Annotated in this window: 20 protein-coding genes and 1 riboswitch; of the genes, 15 read left to right on the top strand and 5 right to left on the bottom strand. The window is 47.4% G+C overall.

The annotated features are described in order from the left end of the window. Nucleotides 1-111: 111 nt before the first annotated feature. Both DW091_RS06455 and DW091_RS06460 read right to left on the bottom strand, forming a co-directional pair. On the bottom strand, nucleotides 112-1458 hold the full coding sequence (locus DW091_RS06455) for a M20/M25/M40 family metallo-hydrolase (protein ID WP_118517700.1): 1347 nt from the start codon (nucleotides 1456-1458) through the stop codon (nucleotides 112-114). 71 nt (nucleotides 1459-1529) lie between these two features. Next, nucleotides 1530-2294: a DeoR/GlpR family DNA-binding transcription regulator gene (locus DW091_RS06460; RefSeq protein WP_058695168.1), complete on the bottom strand. Its 765-nt coding sequence runs from the start codon at nucleotides 2292-2294 to the stop codon at nucleotides 1530-1532. Nucleotides 2295-2480: 186 nt separating this feature from the next. Here DW091_RS06460 and DW091_RS06465 point away from each other — a divergent pair, with 186 nt between their 5' ends. The 3 genes from DW091_RS06465 (at nucleotide 2481) to DW091_RS06475 (ending at nucleotide 6523) form a co-directional block, all read left to right on the top strand. Next, the gene (locus DW091_RS06465; protein WP_058695167.1) at nucleotides 2481-4151 is read left to right on the top strand and encodes a ribulokinase; all 1671 of its coding nucleotides are present in this window, start codon (nucleotides 2481-2483) and stop codon (nucleotides 4149-4151) included. 182 nt (nucleotides 4152-4333) lie between these two features. After that, nucleotides 4334-5032 carry an L-ribulose-5-phosphate 4-epimerase gene (gene araD, locus DW091_RS06470; protein ID WP_118517701.1) on the top strand — a complete coding sequence of 233 codons (699 nt, stop codon included), beginning with the start codon at nucleotides 4334-4336 and terminating at the stop codon, nucleotides 5030-5032. Nucleotides 5033-5140: 108 nt separating this feature from the next. Further along, nucleotides 5141-6523: a sn-glycerol-1-phosphate dehydrogenase gene (locus DW091_RS06475; protein WP_074618229.1), complete on the top strand. Its 1383-nt coding sequence runs from the start codon at nucleotides 5141-5143 to the stop codon at nucleotides 6521-6523. Between the two features lie 45 nt (nucleotides 6524-6568). On the opposite strand, the gene DW091_RS06480 is transcribed toward DW091_RS06475, so the two are convergent. Beyond that, nucleotides 6569-7609 carry a YdcF family protein gene (locus tag DW091_RS06480; RefSeq protein WP_118517702.1) on the bottom strand — a complete coding sequence of 347 codons (1041 nt, stop codon included), beginning with the start codon at nucleotides 7607-7609 and terminating at the stop codon, nucleotides 6569-6571. A gap of 87 nt (nucleotides 7610-7696) precedes the next feature. Further along, on the bottom strand, nucleotides 7697-8371 hold the full coding sequence (locus tag DW091_RS06485) for a DUF3786 domain-containing protein (RefSeq protein WP_158577848.1): 675 nt from the start codon (nucleotides 8369-8371) through the stop codon (nucleotides 7697-7699). Between the two features lie 117 nt (nucleotides 8372-8488). Between DW091_RS06485 and DW091_RS06490 the strand changes: the two genes are divergently transcribed. The 6 genes from DW091_RS06490 (at nucleotide 8489) to DW091_RS06515 (ending at nucleotide 15494) form a co-directional block, all read left to right on the top strand. After that, on the top strand, nucleotides 8489-10846 hold the full coding sequence (locus tag DW091_RS06490; RefSeq protein ID WP_118517704.1) for an ATP-dependent DNA helicase: 2358 nt from the start codon (nucleotides 8489-8491) through the stop codon (nucleotides 10844-10846). 282 nt (nucleotides 10847-11128) lie between these two features. After that, nucleotides 11129-11719 (top strand): hypothetical protein, encoded by a 591-nt coding sequence (locus DW091_RS06495; RefSeq protein WP_058695161.1) that lies wholly within the window; start codon nucleotides 11129-11131, stop codon nucleotides 11717-11719. A 60-nt stretch (nucleotides 11720-11779) separates the two neighbouring features. Then, nucleotides 11780-12298: an O-acetyl-ADP-ribose deacetylase gene (locus DW091_RS06500; protein ID WP_058695160.1), complete on the top strand. Its 519-nt coding sequence runs from the start codon at nucleotides 11780-11782 to the stop codon at nucleotides 12296-12298. Further along, entirely contained in the window at nucleotides 12282-13502 is a 1221-nt protein-coding gene (locus DW091_RS06505; RefSeq protein WP_058695159.1) for a DUF1887 family CARF protein, read from the top strand. The genes DW091_RS06500 and DW091_RS06505 overlap by 17 nt, the downstream gene beginning before the upstream one ends. A gap of 13 nt (nucleotides 13503-13515) precedes the next feature. Then, entirely contained in the window at nucleotides 13516-13779 is a 264-nt protein-coding gene (locus DW091_RS06510; RefSeq protein ID WP_118517705.1) for a hypothetical protein, read from the top strand. Nucleotides 13780-13912: 133 nt separating this feature from the next. Beyond that, a riboswitch (glycine riboswitch) is annotated at nucleotides 13913-14007 on the top strand. 44 nt (nucleotides 14008-14051) lie between these two features. Beyond that, nucleotides 14052-15494, top strand: coding sequence for a sodium:alanine symporter family protein (locus DW091_RS06515; RefSeq protein WP_074616252.1), 1443 nt, complete (start codon nucleotides 14052-14054; stop codon nucleotides 15492-15494). A gap of 106 nt (nucleotides 15495-15600) precedes the next feature. Here the strand turns inward: DW091_RS06515 and DW091_RS06520 are convergent, their stop codons facing one another. Further along, on the bottom strand, nucleotides 15601-15816 hold the full coding sequence (locus tag DW091_RS06520) for a hypothetical protein (RefSeq protein WP_058695156.1): 216 nt from the start codon (nucleotides 15814-15816) through the stop codon (nucleotides 15601-15603). 219 nt (nucleotides 15817-16035) lie between these two features. Between DW091_RS06520 and DW091_RS06525 the strand changes: the two genes are divergently transcribed. The 6 genes from DW091_RS06525 to DW091_RS06550 all read left to right on the top strand — a co-directional run bounded on the left by DW091_RS06525 (nucleotide 16036) and on the right by DW091_RS06550 (nucleotide 19054). Beyond that, nucleotides 16036-16611, top strand: a complete 576-nt coding sequence (locus tag DW091_RS06525; RefSeq protein ID WP_058695155.1) for a DUF5714 domain-containing protein — start codon at nucleotides 16036-16038, stop codon at nucleotides 16609-16611. Between the two features lie 9 nt (nucleotides 16612-16620). Next, entirely contained in the window at nucleotides 16621-16914 is a 294-nt protein-coding gene (locus DW091_RS06530) for a lipoyl domain-containing protein (RefSeq protein ID WP_058695154.1), read from the top strand. Continuing rightward, entirely contained in the window at nucleotides 16915-17664 is a 750-nt protein-coding gene (locus tag DW091_RS06535) for a tetratricopeptide repeat protein (protein ID WP_058695153.1), read from the top strand. A gap of 258 nt (nucleotides 17665-17922) precedes the next feature. Continuing rightward, a complete protein-coding gene (locus DW091_RS06540) occupies nucleotides 17923-18123 on the top strand; it encodes a cold-shock protein (RefSeq protein WP_058695152.1) in 201 nt (66 codons plus the stop codon). A gap of 129 nt (nucleotides 18124-18252) precedes the next feature. Beyond that, entirely contained in the window at nucleotides 18253-18759 is a 507-nt protein-coding gene (locus DW091_RS06545; protein WP_058696405.1) for a flavin reductase, read from the top strand. A gap of 106 nt (nucleotides 18760-18865) precedes the next feature. Further along, nucleotides 18866-19054: a ferredoxin gene (locus DW091_RS06550; protein ID WP_058695151.1), complete on the top strand. Its 189-nt coding sequence runs from the start codon at nucleotides 18866-18868 to the stop codon at nucleotides 19052-19054. Nucleotides 19055-19107: the final 53 nt, after the last annotated feature.

Below are 19107 nucleotides of genomic sequence, written 5' to 3' on the forward strand. Positions count from 1 at the left end.
TTATGTAAGCCTATTCTTATGATAACGCTGTAAAAGGGAACTCGCAAGTAATTTTCATATAATTTGAAAAATAAAAAGACACAAGAGGAAAATCCACTGTGTCTTTGAGCGTTATTGATAATTTTGAATAAACGTGGTGTAAAAAGTAATGGCTCGGCCCAGGTTTTCAATGGAAATACGTTCATTGACGTTGTGCATGGCGTCGCGTTCATTTTTAGTGACCTGCACAGGGGTAAAACGATAGATATTTTTTGATACTATATCATACTTACGCGCGTCAGTGCCGCCCAGCGAAATGGATGGAGTCGTTTCTGCGCCAGGGAAGATAACAGAAATGCAGGCTTCCAGATGTCTGTAGGCCTGAGTATCCGTCTCCGAAAAAACAGAAGGTGGATGATTCATCAAAATTTCAAAATCTGGTTTTTTCTTACCGCAGAGCTTAGTGATATGCCGGATCATATCCTCTACACTGTCTCCCTGCAGTATGCGGCAGTTTAAAATAGCGGAAGCCTCTCCTGGGACTACATTAGCCATATCGCTGCCCTGCAGAATGGTTGGCGCAATGGTGCTTCGTATCATGGCGTTGGTCATGGGAACCTTTGAGAGTTCTTTGTAGAGCGCAGGCTTTAAAAGCTCAATATGGTCATAAAAACGGCGCTTTCTGCCATGAACATCCGGCGAGACTTTTTTGAGCAGCTGCTTGACCGGCTCGGTAAGATGCGGCGGCATAGGATGATCCTCGATACTGACCAAAAGCCTTGAAAGTTGATGAATGGCGCTGCCCGGTGAGGGCACGGCAGAGTGTCCCCCCTTCTGTGAAAAGGTAACTTTTAAATTGGCCTGTCCCTTTTCGCCGACGCCGACGGTCGCCATTGGACGGTCGATCTGGGGAAAAAGATTTTCAATGCACATGCCGCCCTCATCCAGCACACACTCAAATTGAATGTTCTGGGACTTGAAAAAAGAAGCAATCCGTGAGGCGCCGAGGTTTCCGCCAACTTCCTCGTCAAATCCAAAAGCGAGATAAACATCGCGCTCAGGCTGCTGCTCCATGGTAATAAAGCGTTCCAATGCCTCGAAAAGAGCAATGATCTGGAATTTATCGTCTAAAGCGCCGCGCCCCCAGATATAACCGTCGGCAACGGCGCCGCTGAAGGGTGGGTAAGTCCATCTAGATTCGCTGCCCGGATCGGTCGGGACCACATCGTAATGCCCCAGAAAAAGCAGAGGTCTGGCGTCACGGTTTTTACCTTTCAGGCGGTAAACTAACCCGTAATTATTCACACGGGTATGCTCAAGATGCTCGTGGCAGATGGGGTAGGCTTCCTTTAAAAAGACAATAAAATCATCAAAAGGCTGATAATCCGGCGCGCGTCCGGGCCGGTTAGAAATTGTTTTTATCTGAATGGCCTTAGAAAGGTTCTGTATTGCTTTGTTGAGCGTAAGGGTCGTATTCATGGCGTCACATCCTTTGACAAAATTAAACTTAATGCTATTATATCATAATTGCGAATTCGCGAAAACGAAAATTAAGCCAAAATAATCTCTACACCCATATCTCGGTATAGCTTTACAATGTCAGGGGCTGCGTCGGAGTCTGTGATCAATGTGTCCCCGGATTTTAATTTTCCGACACAGACAAAATCATCCTTACCAAGCTTATCGGAATCGGCCATAATCACCAGCTTTTTTGAGATTTCCGCCAGAACCTTGTATAGACCGATTTCCACCAGACTGCCGTGATGCAGGGAACCGTCGGTGCCAATGCTGGTCACACCGATATAAGCTGTTTCAAACTTGAATTCCCGGATCATTCCCTCCGCGAAGCTGCCGGTAGTCGCCAAGGTGTTGCTGCGCAGCTCACCACCGATGATAATAATCGAAATATTTGTACGCTTGCTGAGCTCAAGGGCTGTGTTGAGTCCGTCTGTCACAATAAGCAGCCGTCTGGAATTATCCAGCTGCCGTGCCAGGGTAAAGACCGTGGTGCCAGAACTCAGAAAAATTTTCTGGCCGTCTGTAATCATGGCGGCGGCTCTTCGGGCGATGCGCTCTTTATGTTCGGTATTTGTGTTTAAACGCACATAAAGAGGTTTTTCCAAAAGAATATCTGTATTGTTTAAAACAGCACCGCCATGGGTTCTGGAAATTTTCCCTTCATTTTCCAATTTATCAAGGTCTCTGCGGATTGTCATCTTTGTTACACCAAAAAGATTACAGAGCTGCGAAACCTCTACACTGCCGTGTTGTTCTAATAGTTGTAGAATTTGTTCCTCTCTTTGTTCTTTTAACATCGTTTATGTCTCCTTTATGTGCTCTTTTGTGTCACTTATCTATAGAATAAACCATTTTAGGATTAATTGCAAGTAGATTAAAGGTAAACGGTTGACTTCTATTATGAAATGTGCTATTATACAAACATAAAGTATCCAAACGAACATGTTAAAGGTTCATTTAAAACATGAGGAGGAATAACAAAGATGGCAAAGTATGTAATCGGTATCGACTTCGGTACGCTCTCCGGTAGAGCTGTTGTGGTCAACGTAAAAACAGGGGAAGAAATTGGCTCGGCATTTTATAATTATCCGCATGCGGTAATGGACAGAGAGTTGCCAGATGGCACAAAACTGCCAATGGACTACGCGCTCCAGCATCCGCAGGATTATCTGGATGTTTTCAAGAACGCTGTTCCAGAAGTTTTATCACGCACACAGGTCGACCCGGCAGATGTTATCGGCGTAGGGGTTGACTTTACGGCATGTACAGTCTTGCCAGTAAAAGCTGACGGCACACCCATGTGCTTCTTAGACAAATATAAGAACGACCCAATGGCATATGTTATGATGTGGAAACATCACGGCGCTCAGAGCTATGCCAATAAACTGACTGAAATCGCAGAACAGCGCGGAGAAGATTTCATGGCCCGCTATGGCGGCAAGGCATCGTCTGAATCCATGACACCCCGTCTGTGGCAGATCTGTGTCGAAGACCATGAATTATATGAAGACATGGACTATTACATTGAAGCTGGCGACTGGGTAATCTGGCAGCTGACCGGAAAACAGACCAGAAACTCCTGTGCGGCAGGCTACAAGGCTTTATATCACAAAGTAGACGGTTATCCGTCAAAGGATTTCTATAAAGCGCTCGACCCACAGCTTGAAAATGTAGTGGAAGAAAAATTAAACTGCCCAATCTCACCGATCGGCAGCAGAGCAGGTGAAATTGACACAAAAGGCGCAGCGTTGACAGGCCTTAAGGTTGGCACGGCAGTAGCCATTGCCAATGTCGATGCCCATGCAGGTGTACCGGGTGCCATGAAACAGGCTGGTCCGGACCAGATGCTCATGATCATGGGGACATCCACCTGCCACATGCTGATCTCGAAAGAAGAAAAAATTGTACCCGGCGTCTTTGGCGTCGTTGAAGACGGTATTCTGCCAGGTTATTTTGGATACGAGGGCGGACAGAGCTGCGTAGGGGATCACTTCGCATGGTTTGTTGATAACTGTGTTCCGGAAGAATATGCGCAGGAAGCAAAAGCTCGTGGATTGAACCTGCATCAGATTTTAACCGAAAAAGCTGAAAAAATGGCTGTCGGTGAAAGTGGACTCATCGCGCTTGACTGGTGGAACGGCAACCGCTCCGTCCTCCTCGACAACGACCTAACGGGTATGATGCTCGGTATGACACTGCAGACAAAACCAGAGGAAATGTACCGTGCATTAATCGAAGCAACCGCTTATGGTACCAGAGAAATCATTGAAAACTTTGAAAAATGCGGTGTAACGGTCAATAATCTGTACGCGACTGGCGGCATTGCCATGAAGAATGCTATGATGATGCAGATCTACGCCGATGTTACCAGAAGAACGATCCGCATTGCGGGCTCCGAGTATGGCCCGGCCCTTGGCGCTGCGGTTATGGCTTCTGTAGCAGCGGGCGCTGCTGAGGGCGGCTATGATTCTGTATTTGAAGCTGCTCAGGTTCTGGCCAATGAAAAAGATATTCTTTATACACCAAATGAAGAAAACGCAAAAGTATATGACAAGCTGTTTGCGGAATATGCCATCTTGCACGATTACTTCGGCCGCGGCGAAAACGACGTAATGAAACGTCTGAAAGCCATCAAGGCAGAAGCAGCTAAATAGTCAGTAAAAGTCATTCCTCAAACAGGGGAATGACTTTTTTTGTCCCAAATGATTTGTTTTTTTGGAGGATTTTATCAATTTACAATTGACGAAATGTTATAAATGTGCTATTATAAAAACATAAAGTAACAAAAAGAACATTTGAAGATCGACAGAAAATTTTAATCATTTAGGGAGGAACCATGTTAGAAGAACTGAAACAGCAAGTTTATGAAGCCAATATGCTGCTGCCGGAGTATAAGCTCATTACCTTTACCTGGGGTAATGTATCCGGTATTGACCGGGAAAAAGGTCTGATCGCCATTAAACCCTCCGGTGTGGAATACGACAAGCTAAAGCCAGAAGATATGGTCATTGTCGCGTTAGAAGATGGTAAAGTGGTAGAAGGAGACCTGAATCCTTCATCCGATACCGACACACATCTTGAGCTTTACCGTGAATTTTCAAATATCGGCGGTGTGGTACATACCCACTCACAGTGGGCGACCATTTGGGCTCAGGCGGGAAAAGATATTAATGCTTACGGAACAACCCATGCTGATTACTTCAATGGACCGATTCCCTGCACGCGTGTTATGACCGATACAGAAATTGAGGGTGACTACGAGCTCAATACTGGCAAGGTTATTGTTGAAACCTTCAATGATATGGACATCAATCCCGATTATATGCCAGCCGTACTGGTTAAAAGCCACGGCCCGTTTAGCTGGGGGAAAGACCCGCACGAGGCTGTCCACAATGCGGTCGTTTTAGACCAGCTGGCCATGATGGCCTTCTACACCGAGCAGCTGGCTGGCGGCGCGTACCCAATGCAGGATGTACTTTTAAACAAACATTTCTACCGCAAGCACGGCGAAAACGCCTATTACGGCCAGAAGTAGCGAACCAGAGAAACCAAATCCATGATTTTGTGTTCCTTTAAAAACAAGCTTAAAAAACAAATTAAGTATCTGAATCTAACCTGTTTATAAAATCAAAAGGAGAAAAACATGAGTTTTAAAGAATTATCCATTAACGAATTGATCAACCACGAATTTGATTGCAGCTGTGGGAAAAAACATATTGCCAGCATCGAAAATATCGCCATCGGCAAAAACGCTTTAGATAAACTGCCAGGCATTATGGAAACCCAGAAATTAAAAGACGGCAGCACCCTGAGCAAAAACGATAAAATTTTTATCGTGGCCGATGTAAATACCTGGGAAGTGGCAGGAGAACGCGTTGAAAGCATGGTGGCGGGAGCAGGCTATCCTGTTGAAAAATATATCTTTCCGCATAAAAGCATGCACGCAGAAGATAAATACGCCGAAGAAATGAAGGAACATTTACCAGCTGATACTAAGCTGATCATTGCCATTGGCTCAGGCTCTTTAAATGACTTAACCCGTTATGTCGCATTTGGCGCGGGACTGCCGTATTATATTGTGGCGACGGCACCATCTATGGATGGCTACGCCTCAAACGTTTCTCCTTTAGTTCATAATAATCTTAAAATTACCTATTCTGCAGAATGTGCCAATGCCATCATCGGCGATACCGATATTCTGGCCACCGCGCCGGATGTCATGATCGCAGCTGGTTTAGGTGATGTTTTAGGTAAATATTTAGCCATCAACGACTGGAAAATGTCTGAGCTGATCAATGGCGAATACTACTGTCCAGAAGTTGGGGAGCTGGTTCTCTACTCTGTTAAAAAATGTGTTGATACGGTACCGGGTCTCGTGAACAGAGAATCCGACGCGCTTCAGTACCTGATGGAATCCCTGGTACTCATTGGGATTGCCATGAGCTATATCGGTTTCTCCAGACCTGCGTCTGCTTCCGAACATCATATCTCCCACTTCCTGGAAATGAAGTCCATCTTCAAGGGCGAATACGGCCAGCTGCACGGTACCTGTGTGGGTATGGCAACCTGCATTGTCAGCGATATGTATGCAAAATTCCTGACCATGCCTTTCGATTATGACAAAGCGCGCGCACATGCAGAAACCTTTGATTACGATACCTGGGAAAAAGAAATCAAACGTTCCTTTGGTCTGGGTTCAGATGAAGTTATTAAGTTATACCAGCAGGTACACCAGAATGATCCTGAAGTGGTTGAAAAGCGTATTGACAGCATTCAGAATAATGAAGCGAAACTGGTCAGCCTGATGGAAAATGTGGTGGCAGATACTCAGAAAGCGCCGGAGCTGTTAAAAGCCCTCCACGGTCTTACCAGTCCGGCTGAGTTCAATGTAACAAAGGAAGAATTCAAGGATATTTTAATGTACGCCAAGGAGCTGCGTAACCGCTATGCTGCACTTCAGTTCTTCTATGATATGGGCGTTCTTGAAGAATTAGCGGATGACATTATTGACAAATATATGAAATAAACCTTCAATAAAAAAGGACAGACGATCGTGTCTGTCCTTTTTTATTTATAAAAGCCCTATGTTTAAAAAGACAAGCTGAGGAACCATGGTGCAGAGGACCAGTGCAGCAAAGACAATGGCATAGGTCTGCCGGTTCATTGAGAGCACCCCGATAAATTCGCGGAGAAAAGCGTTTGGAAAGTAATAAAGCGCTGTCTTTGCCGGAATGCCTGTAAAATCAAGTCCAGCGTCGCGGGCATAAAGACTGGCACGGAGAACATGAAAGCTGCTGGTTACAAATACACCCCGAGCATTCGGCATAAGCCTGTCAATGATCGCCTTGGAAAACAGCATGTTTTCCCGGGTGTTTCGGGAATGATCCTCCACTAAAATGTCTGATTCATTATAGCCTTTGGATAAAAGGTAGTCTTTCATTACCAAGGCCTCCGAAACCGATTCATCCATTCCTTTACCGCCAGAGACAACAAATTTTGCTTTCTTTCCAGTCATTTCTATCTGTTTTTCATAAAAAGCAATGGCCCGGTCCAGGCGCTTGGCCAGAAGTGGAGTAACCTTACCGTCAATTACCCGGCAGCCCAAGATCAGAATAAAGTCTTCGTCGTAGGAAGGCTTGTTGAAATAGTAAAGAGCAGAGGCATTGGCAAAGCTGATAAACAGAAAGCCGAAAAACAAAACGACAATCGCCAGCATGGAATAGATCAGCGGAATGACAGGATTCACATTCATAAAAAAGGGAAGCGTGCAGAACAGTATCAGCGCGGCAAGAATAATGAGTCCGAGAAACAAGGTTAAAAGATTACTGACCTGCGTTCCCTCGCGCGATACCATCCGCTGTCCATTGATCATCAACGCAATGCTAGAGAAAAGCAGCAGCAGAGGCATCATTAAAAATACCAGCGCGACAATTCCGAGTATCACCCAGATAATCGGATTGAGAGGGGACATTAAGGCATAGCCGAAAAGCCCAAGAAGAAACAGGGCGAGAAAGACCGTCATCAGAATGCCGCCGGCAATGGGGCGTTTCTGCTTATAATACAGACGATAAAACAGGATAAAGACAATAATGGCAGGTATTAAAAAAATCATGGCATTCTCCTGATTGAAATTTATTTTTATAGTATAAATATACCCGCCATTATGAAAATAAAGCAGACATTTTATGACCGGCAAATTTTACCGGTTGTCACCAGCCGTTTTTTTAAGCTTTAGCCGGTACTGTTCCTGAATCAGATCAGCCACCAGGCTGCAAAGGGCCACGCTGTCTTCAATATGCATCTGCTCGCTGATGGTGGCGTCAAAAAGAAGCTGGAAAGCCCCCGGGAAATCCTCATCACCCGCCCAGAACTGGATGCGGGCAGGAATACGCGGCGCAAAGAAACCCTGTGCGCTGAGCTCCGCTTTGTTCTCGACAATCGAAAAGCCGATCTCTGGCAGAGCCTCCTTCAGTATATCTGGATTACAGCTGTCATAAAAAACGCCCATGGGTTCAATGACATTCTGCCGGATATTCGGATAAAAGACCGCGCCTCTGGGCTGATCCTTATAAGAAATCCACCTTCCTGAAAGGGGGAGATCCACAGCGTGGGAAAAATAGTTGAGCGCGATGAGACGCCAGCTGATGTCAGGCTTTTCGGCAGTGCCTGCAAAAAACACATCGCCGTCGGGGTAGGGGATGCTCAGAAGCTGTCCAAAGCAGTCAAGGGTGAAATCCCCCGTTTTTTCATCGTAAGGGCAGCCGGTATTTTTTGCGATCACCACAGGATCAAGGGCCCGCAGCTTGCGCCGGCTTTCGTCAAAGGCGCCGCGGTAGGCGCCCTCCTCAGGATTACTTTTCATATAATCGTACATGGTCTGATACCTCACTTTGTAAGTTATGCCCATTATAGCATGCCAAGGCAGCAGAGGCAATTTCACATTGGCGTGGGTTTGTGCTACAATAGCTTTACTGAGAATGGAGGGATGAGCATGGCCTATGAGGTGGTAGAGCTTTCGGTGCGGGAGCTGGTAGAATTTATTATGCGCTCCGGCAGTATTGACAGCCGTTTTGGCGGTTTTGACCGGGCCGCAGAGGGGGCGCGTATTCACAGAAAGCTGCAAAAAGAAGCCGGAGAACATTACCGGTCAGAGGTTACCCTGGCCGAGACCACAGACATCAAGGGCTTCACCTTTAAAATACAGGGCCGGGCGGATGGAATTTTTGAGGAGGATGGCATTACCGTCGTCGATGAGATCAAAACCATCACCCAAAGCCTGGAGGATATGGATGAAGACAGCCGCCCAGTGCACTGGGCCCAGGCCAAGTGCTACGGCTATATTTACGGCAGCCAGCAGGGACTTGACTTCATCGATATTCAGCTCACCTATTATCAGGTGGATACAAAAGAGATCCGCCGGTTCCGTAAAAGCTTTTCCGTTATCGAGTTGGAAAATTTCTATCTTGCTCTCTTAAACGCTTATATCCGCTGGGCGGAGATGCAGCGTCAGTGGGTTGAAAAGCGGAATCATACCATCTGCACTTTGGATTTTCCTTATAAAACCTACCGCAGAGGCCAGCGGGAGATGGCGGTGGCCGTTTTTAACACCATCAAAAAAAGCGGTAAGCTTTTCTGCCAGGCGCCCACCGGCATTGGAAAAACTTTGTCCACGCTTTTTCCCTCCGTGAAAGCGCTGGGCAGCGGTATGGCAGAAAAACTTTTTTATCTGACGGCCAAGACCATCACCCGCCAGGCTGCTGTGGACGCCTTTGCACTTATGAAGGAAAAAGGCCTGGAGCTTCGAACCGTTACCCTGACAGCCAAAGATAAAATCTGCTTTCTGGGAGAACGCAGCTGTAACCCAGATGACTGCCCCTACGCCGACGGTTATTTTGACCGTGTGAGCGATGTGCTCTATGAGGTGCTCCAGAAGGAAACCGTCTTTTCAAGAGAGAATATCGAGGCCATCGCGCTTGAAAATAATCTATGCCCCTTTGAGTTTTCGCTGGACCTTACGCTCTGGTGCGACGCCATTATCTGTGATTACAACTATCTCTTTGACCCGCTGGTGGCCCTGAAGCGCTTTTTTATGGACGAGAAGGGGGACTACGTCTTTCTGGTGGATGAGGCCCATAATCTGGTAGACAGGGCAAGGGAAATGTATTCGGCTGCTCTTAGGAAATCCGATTTTCTGAACCTTAAAAGGCAGCTGACCAAAACAGATAAACGTCTTATGGAACCTCTGAATAAAGTAAACCAGGCCATGATTGATCTGCGGAAAAGCTGCCCGGACAGCCGGTCCCGCATCAGCCGGGAGGAGCTTGGAGATTTTAATGAGCTTCTGGGCTTTTTCTGCTTTGCCTGCGAGGACTGGCAGAAAAAGCACCCGGACCACCCATCGGCCGAGGCAGTGCTGGAGCTCTATTTTCAGGCCCGGACCTATTTAAGGATCGCCGAGTTTTACGATGAGCACTATATTACCACCATTCACACCTACGGCAGCGAGGTCATTGTGAAGCAAGTGTGCCTTGACCCAGCGCTGCTGCTGAGGGCACGGCTGGCCTGCGGCAAGGCATCCGTCCTCTTTTCAGCCACTCTCACCCCTCTGGAATACTTTATCGCAGTGCTGGGCGGCGAGGAGGAAACCCCGCGCTACGAGCTGCCATCACCCTTTGACCCGTCGAAGCTTGGCATCCTGCTGGCAGATACCATCAGCACCCGCTATGTGGACAGAGAAGAGAGCTATGCCCCCATCGCTGAAATGATCGCCGCTTTTGCCGCAGGAAAAAAGGGCAATTACATGGTCTACTTTCCATCCTACGCTTACCTTAACGCAGTCTGCGAGATTTTTGGGGAACGATTTCCAGATATCAAGACTATGATCCAGGAGCGGGATATGGACGAAGCCGCAAGAGAAGCCTTTCTGGCAGCCTTTGACGCCGAAAATCCTGAAACCCTCATCGGCTTCTGCGTGATGGGCGGTATCTATTCCGAAGGGATCGACCTCAAAGGCGACCGTCTTATCGGAACGGTTATCGTAGGTGTAGGCCTGCCTCAAATTGGCGACGAGCGCAATATCATCCGGAATTATTATGACGATAAGCAGGGCAGCGGCTTTGCCTATGCCTATCAGTTTCCCGGCATGAATAAGGTTCTCCAGGCTGTTGGACGCGTCATCCGGGATGAGGCTGACCGGGGAATGGTGCTCTTTATCGACAACCGATTTTCAAGCAGCAGCTATCGCAGGCTCTTCCCGCCGCATTTATCCCATTATATAAAGGTGAGAAGTGTGCAGGACATTGGGCGGGAGACCAGAGAATTTTGGGATGAAACGAAAGATTGTGAATAAATACTGTAAATAATAATTAAGCTTCTATATATTATAGTAATCCTGACAGCGGCGCGTCCTCATGGGCTTTAACCTGCTGCCAAAGCTGACTGAGAGTGAGGAAGCAGCCTGCCTGGCCGCAGAGTTCTGAGGTATAAACCTTTAGCTGCGTTGATTTTTTAAAGGCGTTGGGGTATAATAAAAAACGATAGAGGGCAGGGCTGAGGTTTTATTCAGGTCTGCCTTTTTTCATAAAATGATGGGGAAGCAAGAGAAAATTTCCGTTACGGAAAGGAATAAAAAATGACCGTTCAATTTACAGATCAGTATATTTTTAAAAATGAAGCGTATGATATTACAGCTTTGGAGAACACGCTGGCATTTGATCCTTCGGATTACGGCGCCTTTCCAATATCCTTCTGTCCAGCTTGCGCCAGGGGCTTTTATGGGCAGTACGGTTTGCGCGATGGCCGGCTTTGTCTGAGAAACCTGTACATGACCACCCTTGGTGATTATCCGGAAATCAGGGGCGTGGCTCCGGAGACCAACCGCCAGGATTTTTTTCTGAGCCTCTTTAAGGTTTACCGTGGCGTCAATATCCCGGCGGGCTACAGCGGCGGTATGTTTATTGGCCGGGATCTGGTAGAGGATTTTTATGAATCCACAGGTGTTCAGAAGCATTATGCCTACAAAGATGTGTATCTGCTCAAGTTTAAGGACGGACGCCTGAAAAGCGCCCGGGATTATTCCGATAAAATGCAGAAGATCCGGGATGATATTATCTGTGATACCAATTATTTTTATTATGATGAGGCTTCCTTTTCCTTTGTGCGCAATCCGTCGTACGATTCGCCCTATGAGGTTAACTGGGAGGATCTGATCAAACAGGAATAGGATGGGCAGAGCCGCATGTCTGGAAAATTTTTGTAAATATGAAAGCAGAGGAGGAGAAGGATGGGAAACATTGAACTTTTATTGGGCGATATCACAAGGGATTACGGTGTGGACGCCATTGTCAACGCAGCTAACAGCTCGTTGCTGGGCGGCGGCGGTGTGGACGGCGCCATCCACCGTGCGGCGGGACCAGAGCTTTTAGAGGAGTGCCGGACGCTGAAGGGGTGCCCCACCGGCGGGGCGAAAACAACCAGAGCATACCGACTGCCCTGCAAATATGTTATTCATACAGTAGGGCCGGTGTGGCACGGCGGTGGCCAGCACGAGGCTGCGCTTTTGAAAGACTGTTATCACAATTCCATGACACGTGCTCTGGAAGCTGGAGCCCGCTCAGTGGCCTTTCCGTCAGTTTCGACCGGGGTGTACCATTATCCGGTGGATCAGGCGGCAGCCATTGCCTTGAAAACTGTCCGGGATTTTTGGAACGCCTATGCCAGCAGCTTTGAGCGCATTTTGTTTGTTCTGTTTGACGAGCGCACTCTGGCGGCTTATAAAAAGGCCTATGAAGACCTTAATTGAGCTTTATGACCCGGCCCACCCGGTCAAAAATATTCTGGCGTCGCTGATCTTTAAGCCGGAAGCCTTGGTGTTCATTGGCCTGAAGGGCAGCCTTACAGACCGGGCACAAAGCCTTATTGAGCGTTTGCTGCGGCGAAAAGGCATTGAGGCAGAGCTGTGTTTTATCGAGACCGATTTAAAGGATGGCAACCGGGTTGTGCGTATGTTTGAACAGATCACCTGGGAGCACGCAGACTGTGTCTTTGAAATTTCAGGCGGCCCAGATCTGTTGCTGGCTCTGGTAGGGCATTTCTGCGCTCTGCGCGGTGTTCCGCAGCTGTATAAGGATATGGACAGTCAGGAGCTGATCTGGATTACCAGTGAAGGGGAACGGCGGGAGCCCCTGGTACTGCCGAAGCTTGACATCAGTGATCTGCTGTTGGCTTACGGTGCACGTCTGGAACGCACCGACCATTATTATCCAGATCTGGGCGATGCGGCTCAGGAGGCCTGTATCGGCCGAATCTGCCAGGTGTTTCTGCGGTTTCTGGAGGAATGGCCCCACGTCAGTGTCTGGTTCCAGTATGTGTGCCGCAACGCGGTTGAGGAGGACCAGGCCTACGAATGCCTGGAGGTCAGTGAGAAGCGGGATGGCCGGGTCAATATGCTGCTGCGGCAGTTTAAAAATCTGGATGTGTTTTACGCTTTGCAGAAGGCGGGCGCGATTCATGATCTGGCCGTTGACAGGTGGCGCATCAGCTTTCGGTTTGAAAACACGGAAATCCGGCGGCTTCTCACCAATCAGGGCGTCTGGCTGGAGCTCTGCACCTACCTGAGCGCAGCGGAAGCCGGTGGATTTGACGATCTGGTCATGAGCGCTGTCATTGGATGGGATTACGAGAATAAGGAGCATTACCCACAGAATGAGATTGATGTCATTTTACTGAAAGGCATCAGAGCCCTGTTTATTTCCTGTAAAACCAGCATTACCAAGCGTTCGCCCTACGATTTATATGAGATTAAAACCTTATGTGAGCGTTTTGGCGGTGATATGGCACAGGCGGTCCTTGTTACCGCGGACAACTGTCTGGATATTAATCACAGCCTTTATGTCCGGGCGCGGGAGATGGGAATTGTGATTCTGGATATTAATACCATTAAAAAGGGAAATCTCGGAAGCGATTTGCTTAAGATCGCGGAAGGGCGTTACCATTTCCCGAAATAGGAGGAAATTGAAAATGGATGAGCAAAAAAAGCCGCTTCTGGTCATTGGGGTCAAAGGACAGCAATATGTCTATGCGACAGAAGAAAACCTGGAATACAGCGAATACAGACGGATAAAGGACATTGCAGAGAGCACTACACACTATGCTGCCAATGCCCGGTGTGTCAATCCGGATGTGCTGGCCTTTCAGTTTACCACAAGGGTAAAGGAGGAGCTTGGGGTGGTCCTTATACCCGTTCCGGTTTGGCCTCAGATTGTTGTGAAATTTAAAAAATAGCGAACAGCAGATTTTGGTACATATCGTGTGCCGGATCTGCTGCTTTTATTTTTGTCTTTATTAAAAAGACTATTGTCTTTTGCTTTAAGGTGTGTTACACTTTTATACGTTGTCTTAAGAAAGGCTTAAGATGCAACAAAACTCTGGAGAGTCTCTTTTAAAAGAGCGCCGAAGGTGTACCCCCTGTTTTCAGGGCTATCTCTCAGGCAAAAGGACAGAGCAGTTATTTTGCTTTTGTTCAACTCCAACGACATCAAGAAGGAGGAACAAAAATGTTTCAACAATTCACTGATTTTCTGGTATGGGTGGATGATAAGGTTTGGGGAATTCCGCTCATTGTCTTGATTTTGGCAGTCGGTATTTACCTGACCTGCCGCCTGCATATTTTACAGATTCGTCACTTACCAAAAGCGCTTAAGTTTATGGTCAAAAATGAAGAAGACGGGACCGGTGAGGTCACCAGCTTCGGCGCTTTGTGCACGGCTTTATCGGCCACCATCGGCACAGGCAATATCGTCGGTGTGGCAACAGCTCTTGTTGCTGGCGGCCCCGGCGCGCTGTTCTGGATGTGGATCGCGGCTTTCTTTGGGATGGCTACCAAATATGCCGAGGGCGTTTTAGCCATCAAGTACCGTGTGATCGAGGAGGACGGACATGTGCTGGGCGGCCCTTTTTATTACATTGAACGCGGGATGGGGGTAAAATGGCGCTGGCTGGGCAAGATTTTCGCTTTCTTCGGAGCAGGAGTCGGCCTTTTGGGCATCGGTACCTTTACGCAGGTCAATGGGATTGCCTCCGCGGTCAACGGCTTTTTTGATCCAAACAATGCCTGGACGGTCAGCCTTTTTGGTTCAGACTACTCATGGACTGTTGTGATCAGCGGTTTGATTTTAACCCTTTGTGTAGGGCTGGTGGTTATCGGCGGCATCAAACGTATTGCGCGGGTTTCTGAAATTATTGTACCTTTTATGGCGATTGCCTATTTTTTGTGCTGTCTTTTGATTCTGATCATGAACTTTAAAGCCATTCCGGCCGCGCTGCTCGAAATTATTCAGAGCGCCTTTGGCATGCGCGCAGTAACCGGCGGATCCATCGGTGCGATCATCGTGGCTATGCAGAAGGGGATTGCCCGGGGGATATTCTCAAATGAAGCCGGCCTGGGGAGCGCCCCCATTGCGGCGGCAGCCGCCCAGACCAGGGAGCCTGCCCGTCAGGGGCTGGTCTCCATGACAGGGACTTTTATCGATACGATTATCATCTGTACCATGACAGGACTCAGCATTGTCATCACCGGGGCCTGGGATATTGGCCTTGAGGGCGTGGCGGTTACAACACACGCCTTTCAAACCGGCCTGCCATTCGCGCCGCAGGTCAGTTCATTTCTGCTGATGATCTGTCTGGTGTTCTTTGCCTTTACAACGATTCTGGGATGGAATTATTATGGCGAACGCTGTCTGGAATATCTGGCCAATGGAAGAAGCGCGGCGGTGACAACCTATCGCTGGCTGTATATTCTGGCTGTTTTTATCGGTCCGTTTATGACGGTTTCAGCGGTGTGGACCATCGCGGATATCTTTAACGCTTTGATGGCGCTGCCGAACTTGGTAGCTATTATTGCTCTCAGCGGCGTGGTGGTTGCGGAAACAAAGGCTTATTTTAACCGGGCGAAAGCGCTAAACCCCATGGGGCTGGGCACAGATCCGGAAGAAGCATAAAAAAGATCTTCAATCCCTCTTTTGATATTCTTTGCAGTCTGGCAAGAGACTGCAGGGAAGCCTGTATCTAAAAAAGCCCGAAGCAGCTCGCTTCGGGCTTTTTTGTTTATTTTTTCACTTTTGCGCCAAATTGGACTTCATCTGCGCGTTCCTGTTCCTCGCTGGAAAGTGGCTTATCTTCCTTTTCATTCACCTTAGCACCGAAAAATACCTCATCATCGCGTTCCTGTTCTTTGGTTTTTTCACCGTTTCTTGCTGGATCCTCTTTTACATCTGCACCAAACATAATTTCATCGTTGCGTTCTTTTTCATTACTCATCATTAGCATCTCCTTTGCTTGTAATGTTTTTCTTATGTATACTCTATACCCATATTGAAGTATAATCAACATGATATCCGAAATTTTATTTTATTTTATGAAATTTTACTGGTATACCATAACAGTTATTAAGACTTTATTAAAAGTCCGCTTGACGCGCCATGAGAGACTTATTATAATAGAAATAACATTGGATTTAGTCTAATAATAAGGAGTGAAAAAATGGAAACAAATTTTGATGGCTATGCCTATATTACGGAGGAATGTATTAATGCTTTCAGAAAGGATACCACCATTGTGCCGGTCGAGCTGGCTGTCCGGATTATGAAGCATCCGGATTTTCCCATGCACTACCCTTACCACCATTATCTGGTGCCGGCGGTTATGCTGACAGCAGTATACCGGCTCCAGGGTGAAGAGGAAGCTCTGAGGATGGCTCTGGAGGAAGCGAAGAGCCGGGCGCTCAATGTTCTTAAGGGGTTTTGCGGCCTGTATGGTGATTGCGGTGCAGCTGTGGGGCTGGGGATTTTTATGAGTATTTTGACCGGCACAACACCTCATTCGGAGGAAACCTGGGCCATGACCAATCGGATTACAGCCGGCAGTCTGATGAAGATTGCGGAAATAGACGGTCCGCGCTGTTGTAAACGCAACTGTTTTCTGGCGTTGCAGCACGCTGTGCCCTTTCTAAAGGAAACACTGGATGTTACCCTTGAGGCGCCAAAGAAAATTGTGTGCACCTTCAGCGATATGAACGAGGACTGTAAAGGGACGGCCTGCCCCTTTTTCCAGCTGTGAGGTAGAGAGATGAAGGTTCCGATTTTAATCGACCACCGGGCAGCGCCGGTTATTAAGGATGAAAATGTCTGTGAATGTAAGAAAGAACCAGTGCTTATGACGTATAAGAAGGCTGTAATCTATTGGCAGAAAGAAATGGGTGCGTCCGTATCCCGGGGAGAGCTGGTGGCAGAGGGAGAGATTGAAAAACAGAGCATCGCTGTGACCGCGCCGTCTGACGGCATTCTCAGTGAGATCCGTGTGCTGGATGGACAAAAGGCAGGGGTGGATACGCCCCTTGGCTATATTGAAAGCGAGGACTAAATGGAGCAGGAAGCCCTGGAGCTGCTGGTATGCCTGGCCGAAGCTGGCGATGCGGAGGCCATGGAGCAGGCGGCAGATTATTATTTTTACAAAACCAATAAGCAAAAATTGAGTGAGGAGAACTTTGACCGTGTCTGGTCTTGGTACCACACACTGGCAGAGCAGGGAAACGGACACGCCATGGCCGTGATCGGCGCCATATACTACGAGGGCGTCAATATAAAACAGGATTATACCAAAGCGCGGCAATGGTATGAAAGAGCTGCGGAGACTGGCGATGTCTGGGGCATTAACAATTTGGGCTATTGCTACTATTACGGCCGTGAGGTGGATGTGGATTACCAGAAGGCCTGGACCTATTTTGGGCGTGCCGCTGCTCTGGGTAACCACTGCGGTATGTATAAAATCGGTGATATGTACTACCACGGCAAATATATGAGACAGAGTTTCGAAAAGGCTGTGTACTGGTACAGGAAGGCCATCGGGCAGATTGATGAGGATTGTCCTGAGTATCCAAACATCGCGGCCCGGCTGGGCCACTGCGCCTTAAAGGGAGAAGGCATGGATAAGGACGTACTGCTGGCCCTGAAATGGCTTCAGGCGGCAGAATACGGCTGTTATCAGTTTCTGCTCAGAGGGGACGCCTTTGCGCATCTTTCCTTTCCAGGCGTCAAGGCAGATCTGGCGGAGGCACGGGCCTGGCTGGAAATTGCCATTGAAGAGACCCGCTCAGTGGTGCAATATACCTGACGCCATAAGTCGCTGCCTGTTGCGTTTTCAGGCAGCGGCTTTAATTTAAAAAGGCTTAAAAGAAAAAGTTTTTCTTTGGGGGATTGACAGAATGTGTAAAAGATAGTATAATAAGTCTCGTATTCAAGGAAGTATCAATTGATTTCACATATTTTTGCAAGTCATTTTGGTTTTACTTTTCGAAATGATTTACAAAAATATGTGTTTTTTTATTTATATGTTCCTAGAATGAAGTTTTAATTTAGGAGGTACTGTAAAATGAATAAGGGTACAGTAAAATGGTTTAACAGCGAAAAAGGTTTTGGATTTATCTCTAGAGAAGAAGGCGACGATGTATTCGTACATTTCTCTGCGATCGTTGGCGATGGCTTCAAAACTTTAAATGAAGGTCAGGAAGTTACCTTTGATACAGAAGAAGGTCCAAGAGGCTTACAGGCTAAAAACGTTAGTGTTGCTTAATTTAAATTAAGCCAAAAACAGCTGGAACAGCATTTGCTGATCCGGCTGTTTTTATTTTGGGATACGGGTATACTTTTTAAGCCAGAAGGTTTATAATGATTAATAATTTTAATAAAGGAGTGATACATGATGTCTGATTATAAAGAAATAACAACCGGGGATTTATCCCTTAACCCCTTTAAGCGTATTGCGAAGGATTGGATGCTGATCACCGCCGAAAAGGACGGAAAGGCCAATACAATGACCGCAGGCTGGGGCGGTCTGGGAGTAATGTGGGGAAAGGATGTGGCTTTTATTGTTATCCGTGAAAGCCGCTTTACCAAGGAGTTTGTGGATGGATCAGAGCATTTTTCCCTGACCTTTTTTGGTGAAGGCTATAAAAAGGAGCTGGGCTATCTGGGCTCTGTCTCTGGGCGGGATGAAGATAAAATCGCCAGGAGCGGCCTTACACTGGTGCCAGACGCTGCCCCTTACTTTAAAGAGGGGAATCTTGCTCTGGTCTGCAAAAAGCTTTACGCCATAAATATGGGGCCAGAGGGCTTTACCGCTGGGCCGGAGCTTGATGAAAAGTGGTATGCCGATAAGGACTATCATACTCTGTACGTGGGAGAAATCGAAAAAGCTTATACTAAATAGAACAGATTGTGAAGACCATGAAATTTTCTGAAACAGCAGTTTGACAAGGCCTTAAAAGGGTAATTATTAATTGTCAGTTGAATTGATTCAGAAAGGATTGAATGTCATGAATGTAAGTATTGATGAAAGCGGCTGCATCGGCTGCGGATTATGTACACAGGTCTGCCCTGAGGTTTTTGAAATGGGTGATTCCGGCGTAGCCGAGGTCATTATGGAAGAAGTTCCGGAAAATCTGGAAGACAGTGCCCAGGAAGCAGCAGACAGCTGCCCGGTAGAAGTGATCACAGTAGAATAAACAGGAGACGACCAGTAAAACATACCAGTCGTCTCCTGAGGGTTCGCAGGCCT

Source organism: Eubacterium sp. AM05-23, from assembly GCF_003477535.1.
Lineage (GTDB): Bacteria > Bacillota > Clostridia > Eubacteriales > Eubacteriaceae > Eubacterium > Eubacterium maltosivorans.

Bases quoted from the DNA above. Each gene is read 5' to 3' on its own strand.
- DW091_RS06510 (WP_118517705.1), top strand. From the start codon at position 13,516: ATGGATGAGCAAAAAAAGCCGCTTCTGGTCATTGGGGTCAAAGGACAG.
- DW091_RS06455 (WP_118517700.1), bottom strand. From the start codon at position 1,458: ATGAATACGACCCTTACGCTCAACAAAGCAATACAGAACCTTTCTAAG.
- DW091_RS06525 (WP_058695155.1), top strand. From the start codon at position 16,036: ATGGAAACAAATTTTGATGGCTATGCCTATATTACGGAGGAATGTATT.
- DW091_RS06495 (WP_058695161.1), top strand. From the start codon at position 11,129: ATGACCGTTCAATTTACAGATCAGTATATTTTTAAAAATGAAGCGTAT.
- DW091_RS06540 (WP_058695152.1), top strand. From the start codon at position 17,923: ATGAATAAGGGTACAGTAAAATGGTTTAACAGCGAAAAAGGTTTTGGA.
- DW091_RS06460 (WP_058695168.1), bottom strand. From the start codon at position 2,294: ATGTTAAAAGAACAAAGAGAGGAACAAATTCTACAACTATTAGAACAA.
- DW091_RS06535 (WP_058695153.1), top strand. From the start codon at position 16,915: ATGGAGCAGGAAGCCCTGGAGCTGCTGGTATGCCTGGCCGAAGCTGGC.
- araD (WP_118517701.1), top strand. From the start codon at position 4,334: ATGTTAGAAGAACTGAAACAGCAAGTTTATGAAGCCAATATGCTGCTG.
- DW091_RS06500 (WP_058695160.1), top strand. From the start codon at position 11,780: ATGGGAAACATTGAACTTTTATTGGGCGATATCACAAGGGATTACGGT.
- DW091_RS06545 (WP_058696405.1), top strand. From the start codon at position 18,253: ATGTCTGATTATAAAGAAATAACAACCGGGGATTTATCCCTTAACCCC.
- DW091_RS06515 (WP_074616252.1), top strand. From the start codon at position 14,052: ATGTTTCAACAATTCACTGATTTTCTGGTATGGGTGGATGATAAGGTT.
- DW091_RS06475 (WP_074618229.1), top strand. From the start codon at position 5,141: ATGAGTTTTAAAGAATTATCCATTAACGAATTGATCAACCACGAATTT.
- DW091_RS06505 (WP_058695159.1), top strand. From the start codon at position 12,282: ATGAAGACCTTAATTGAGCTTTATGACCCGGCCCACCCGGTCAAAAAT.
- DW091_RS06465 (WP_058695167.1), top strand. From the start codon at position 2,481: ATGGCAAAGTATGTAATCGGTATCGACTTCGGTACGCTCTCCGGTAGA.
- DW091_RS06520 (WP_058695156.1), bottom strand. From the start codon at position 15,816: ATGATGAGTAATGAAAAAGAACGCAACGATGAAATTATGTTTGGTGCA.
- DW091_RS06530 (WP_058695154.1), top strand. From the start codon at position 16,621: ATGAAGGTTCCGATTTTAATCGACCACCGGGCAGCGCCGGTTATTAAG.
- DW091_RS06480 (WP_118517702.1), bottom strand. From the start codon at position 7,609: ATGATTTTTTTAATACCTGCCATTATTGTCTTTATCCTGTTTTATCGT.
- DW091_RS06490 (WP_118517704.1), top strand. From the start codon at position 8,489: ATGGCCTATGAGGTGGTAGAGCTTTCGGTGCGGGAGCTGGTAGAATTT.
- DW091_RS06550 (WP_058695151.1), top strand. From the start codon at position 18,866: ATGAATGTAAGTATTGATGAAAGCGGCTGCATCGGCTGCGGATTATGT.
- DW091_RS06485 (WP_158577848.1), bottom strand. From the start codon at position 8,371: ATGTACGATTATATGAAAAGTAATCCTGAGGAGGGCGCCTACCGCGGC.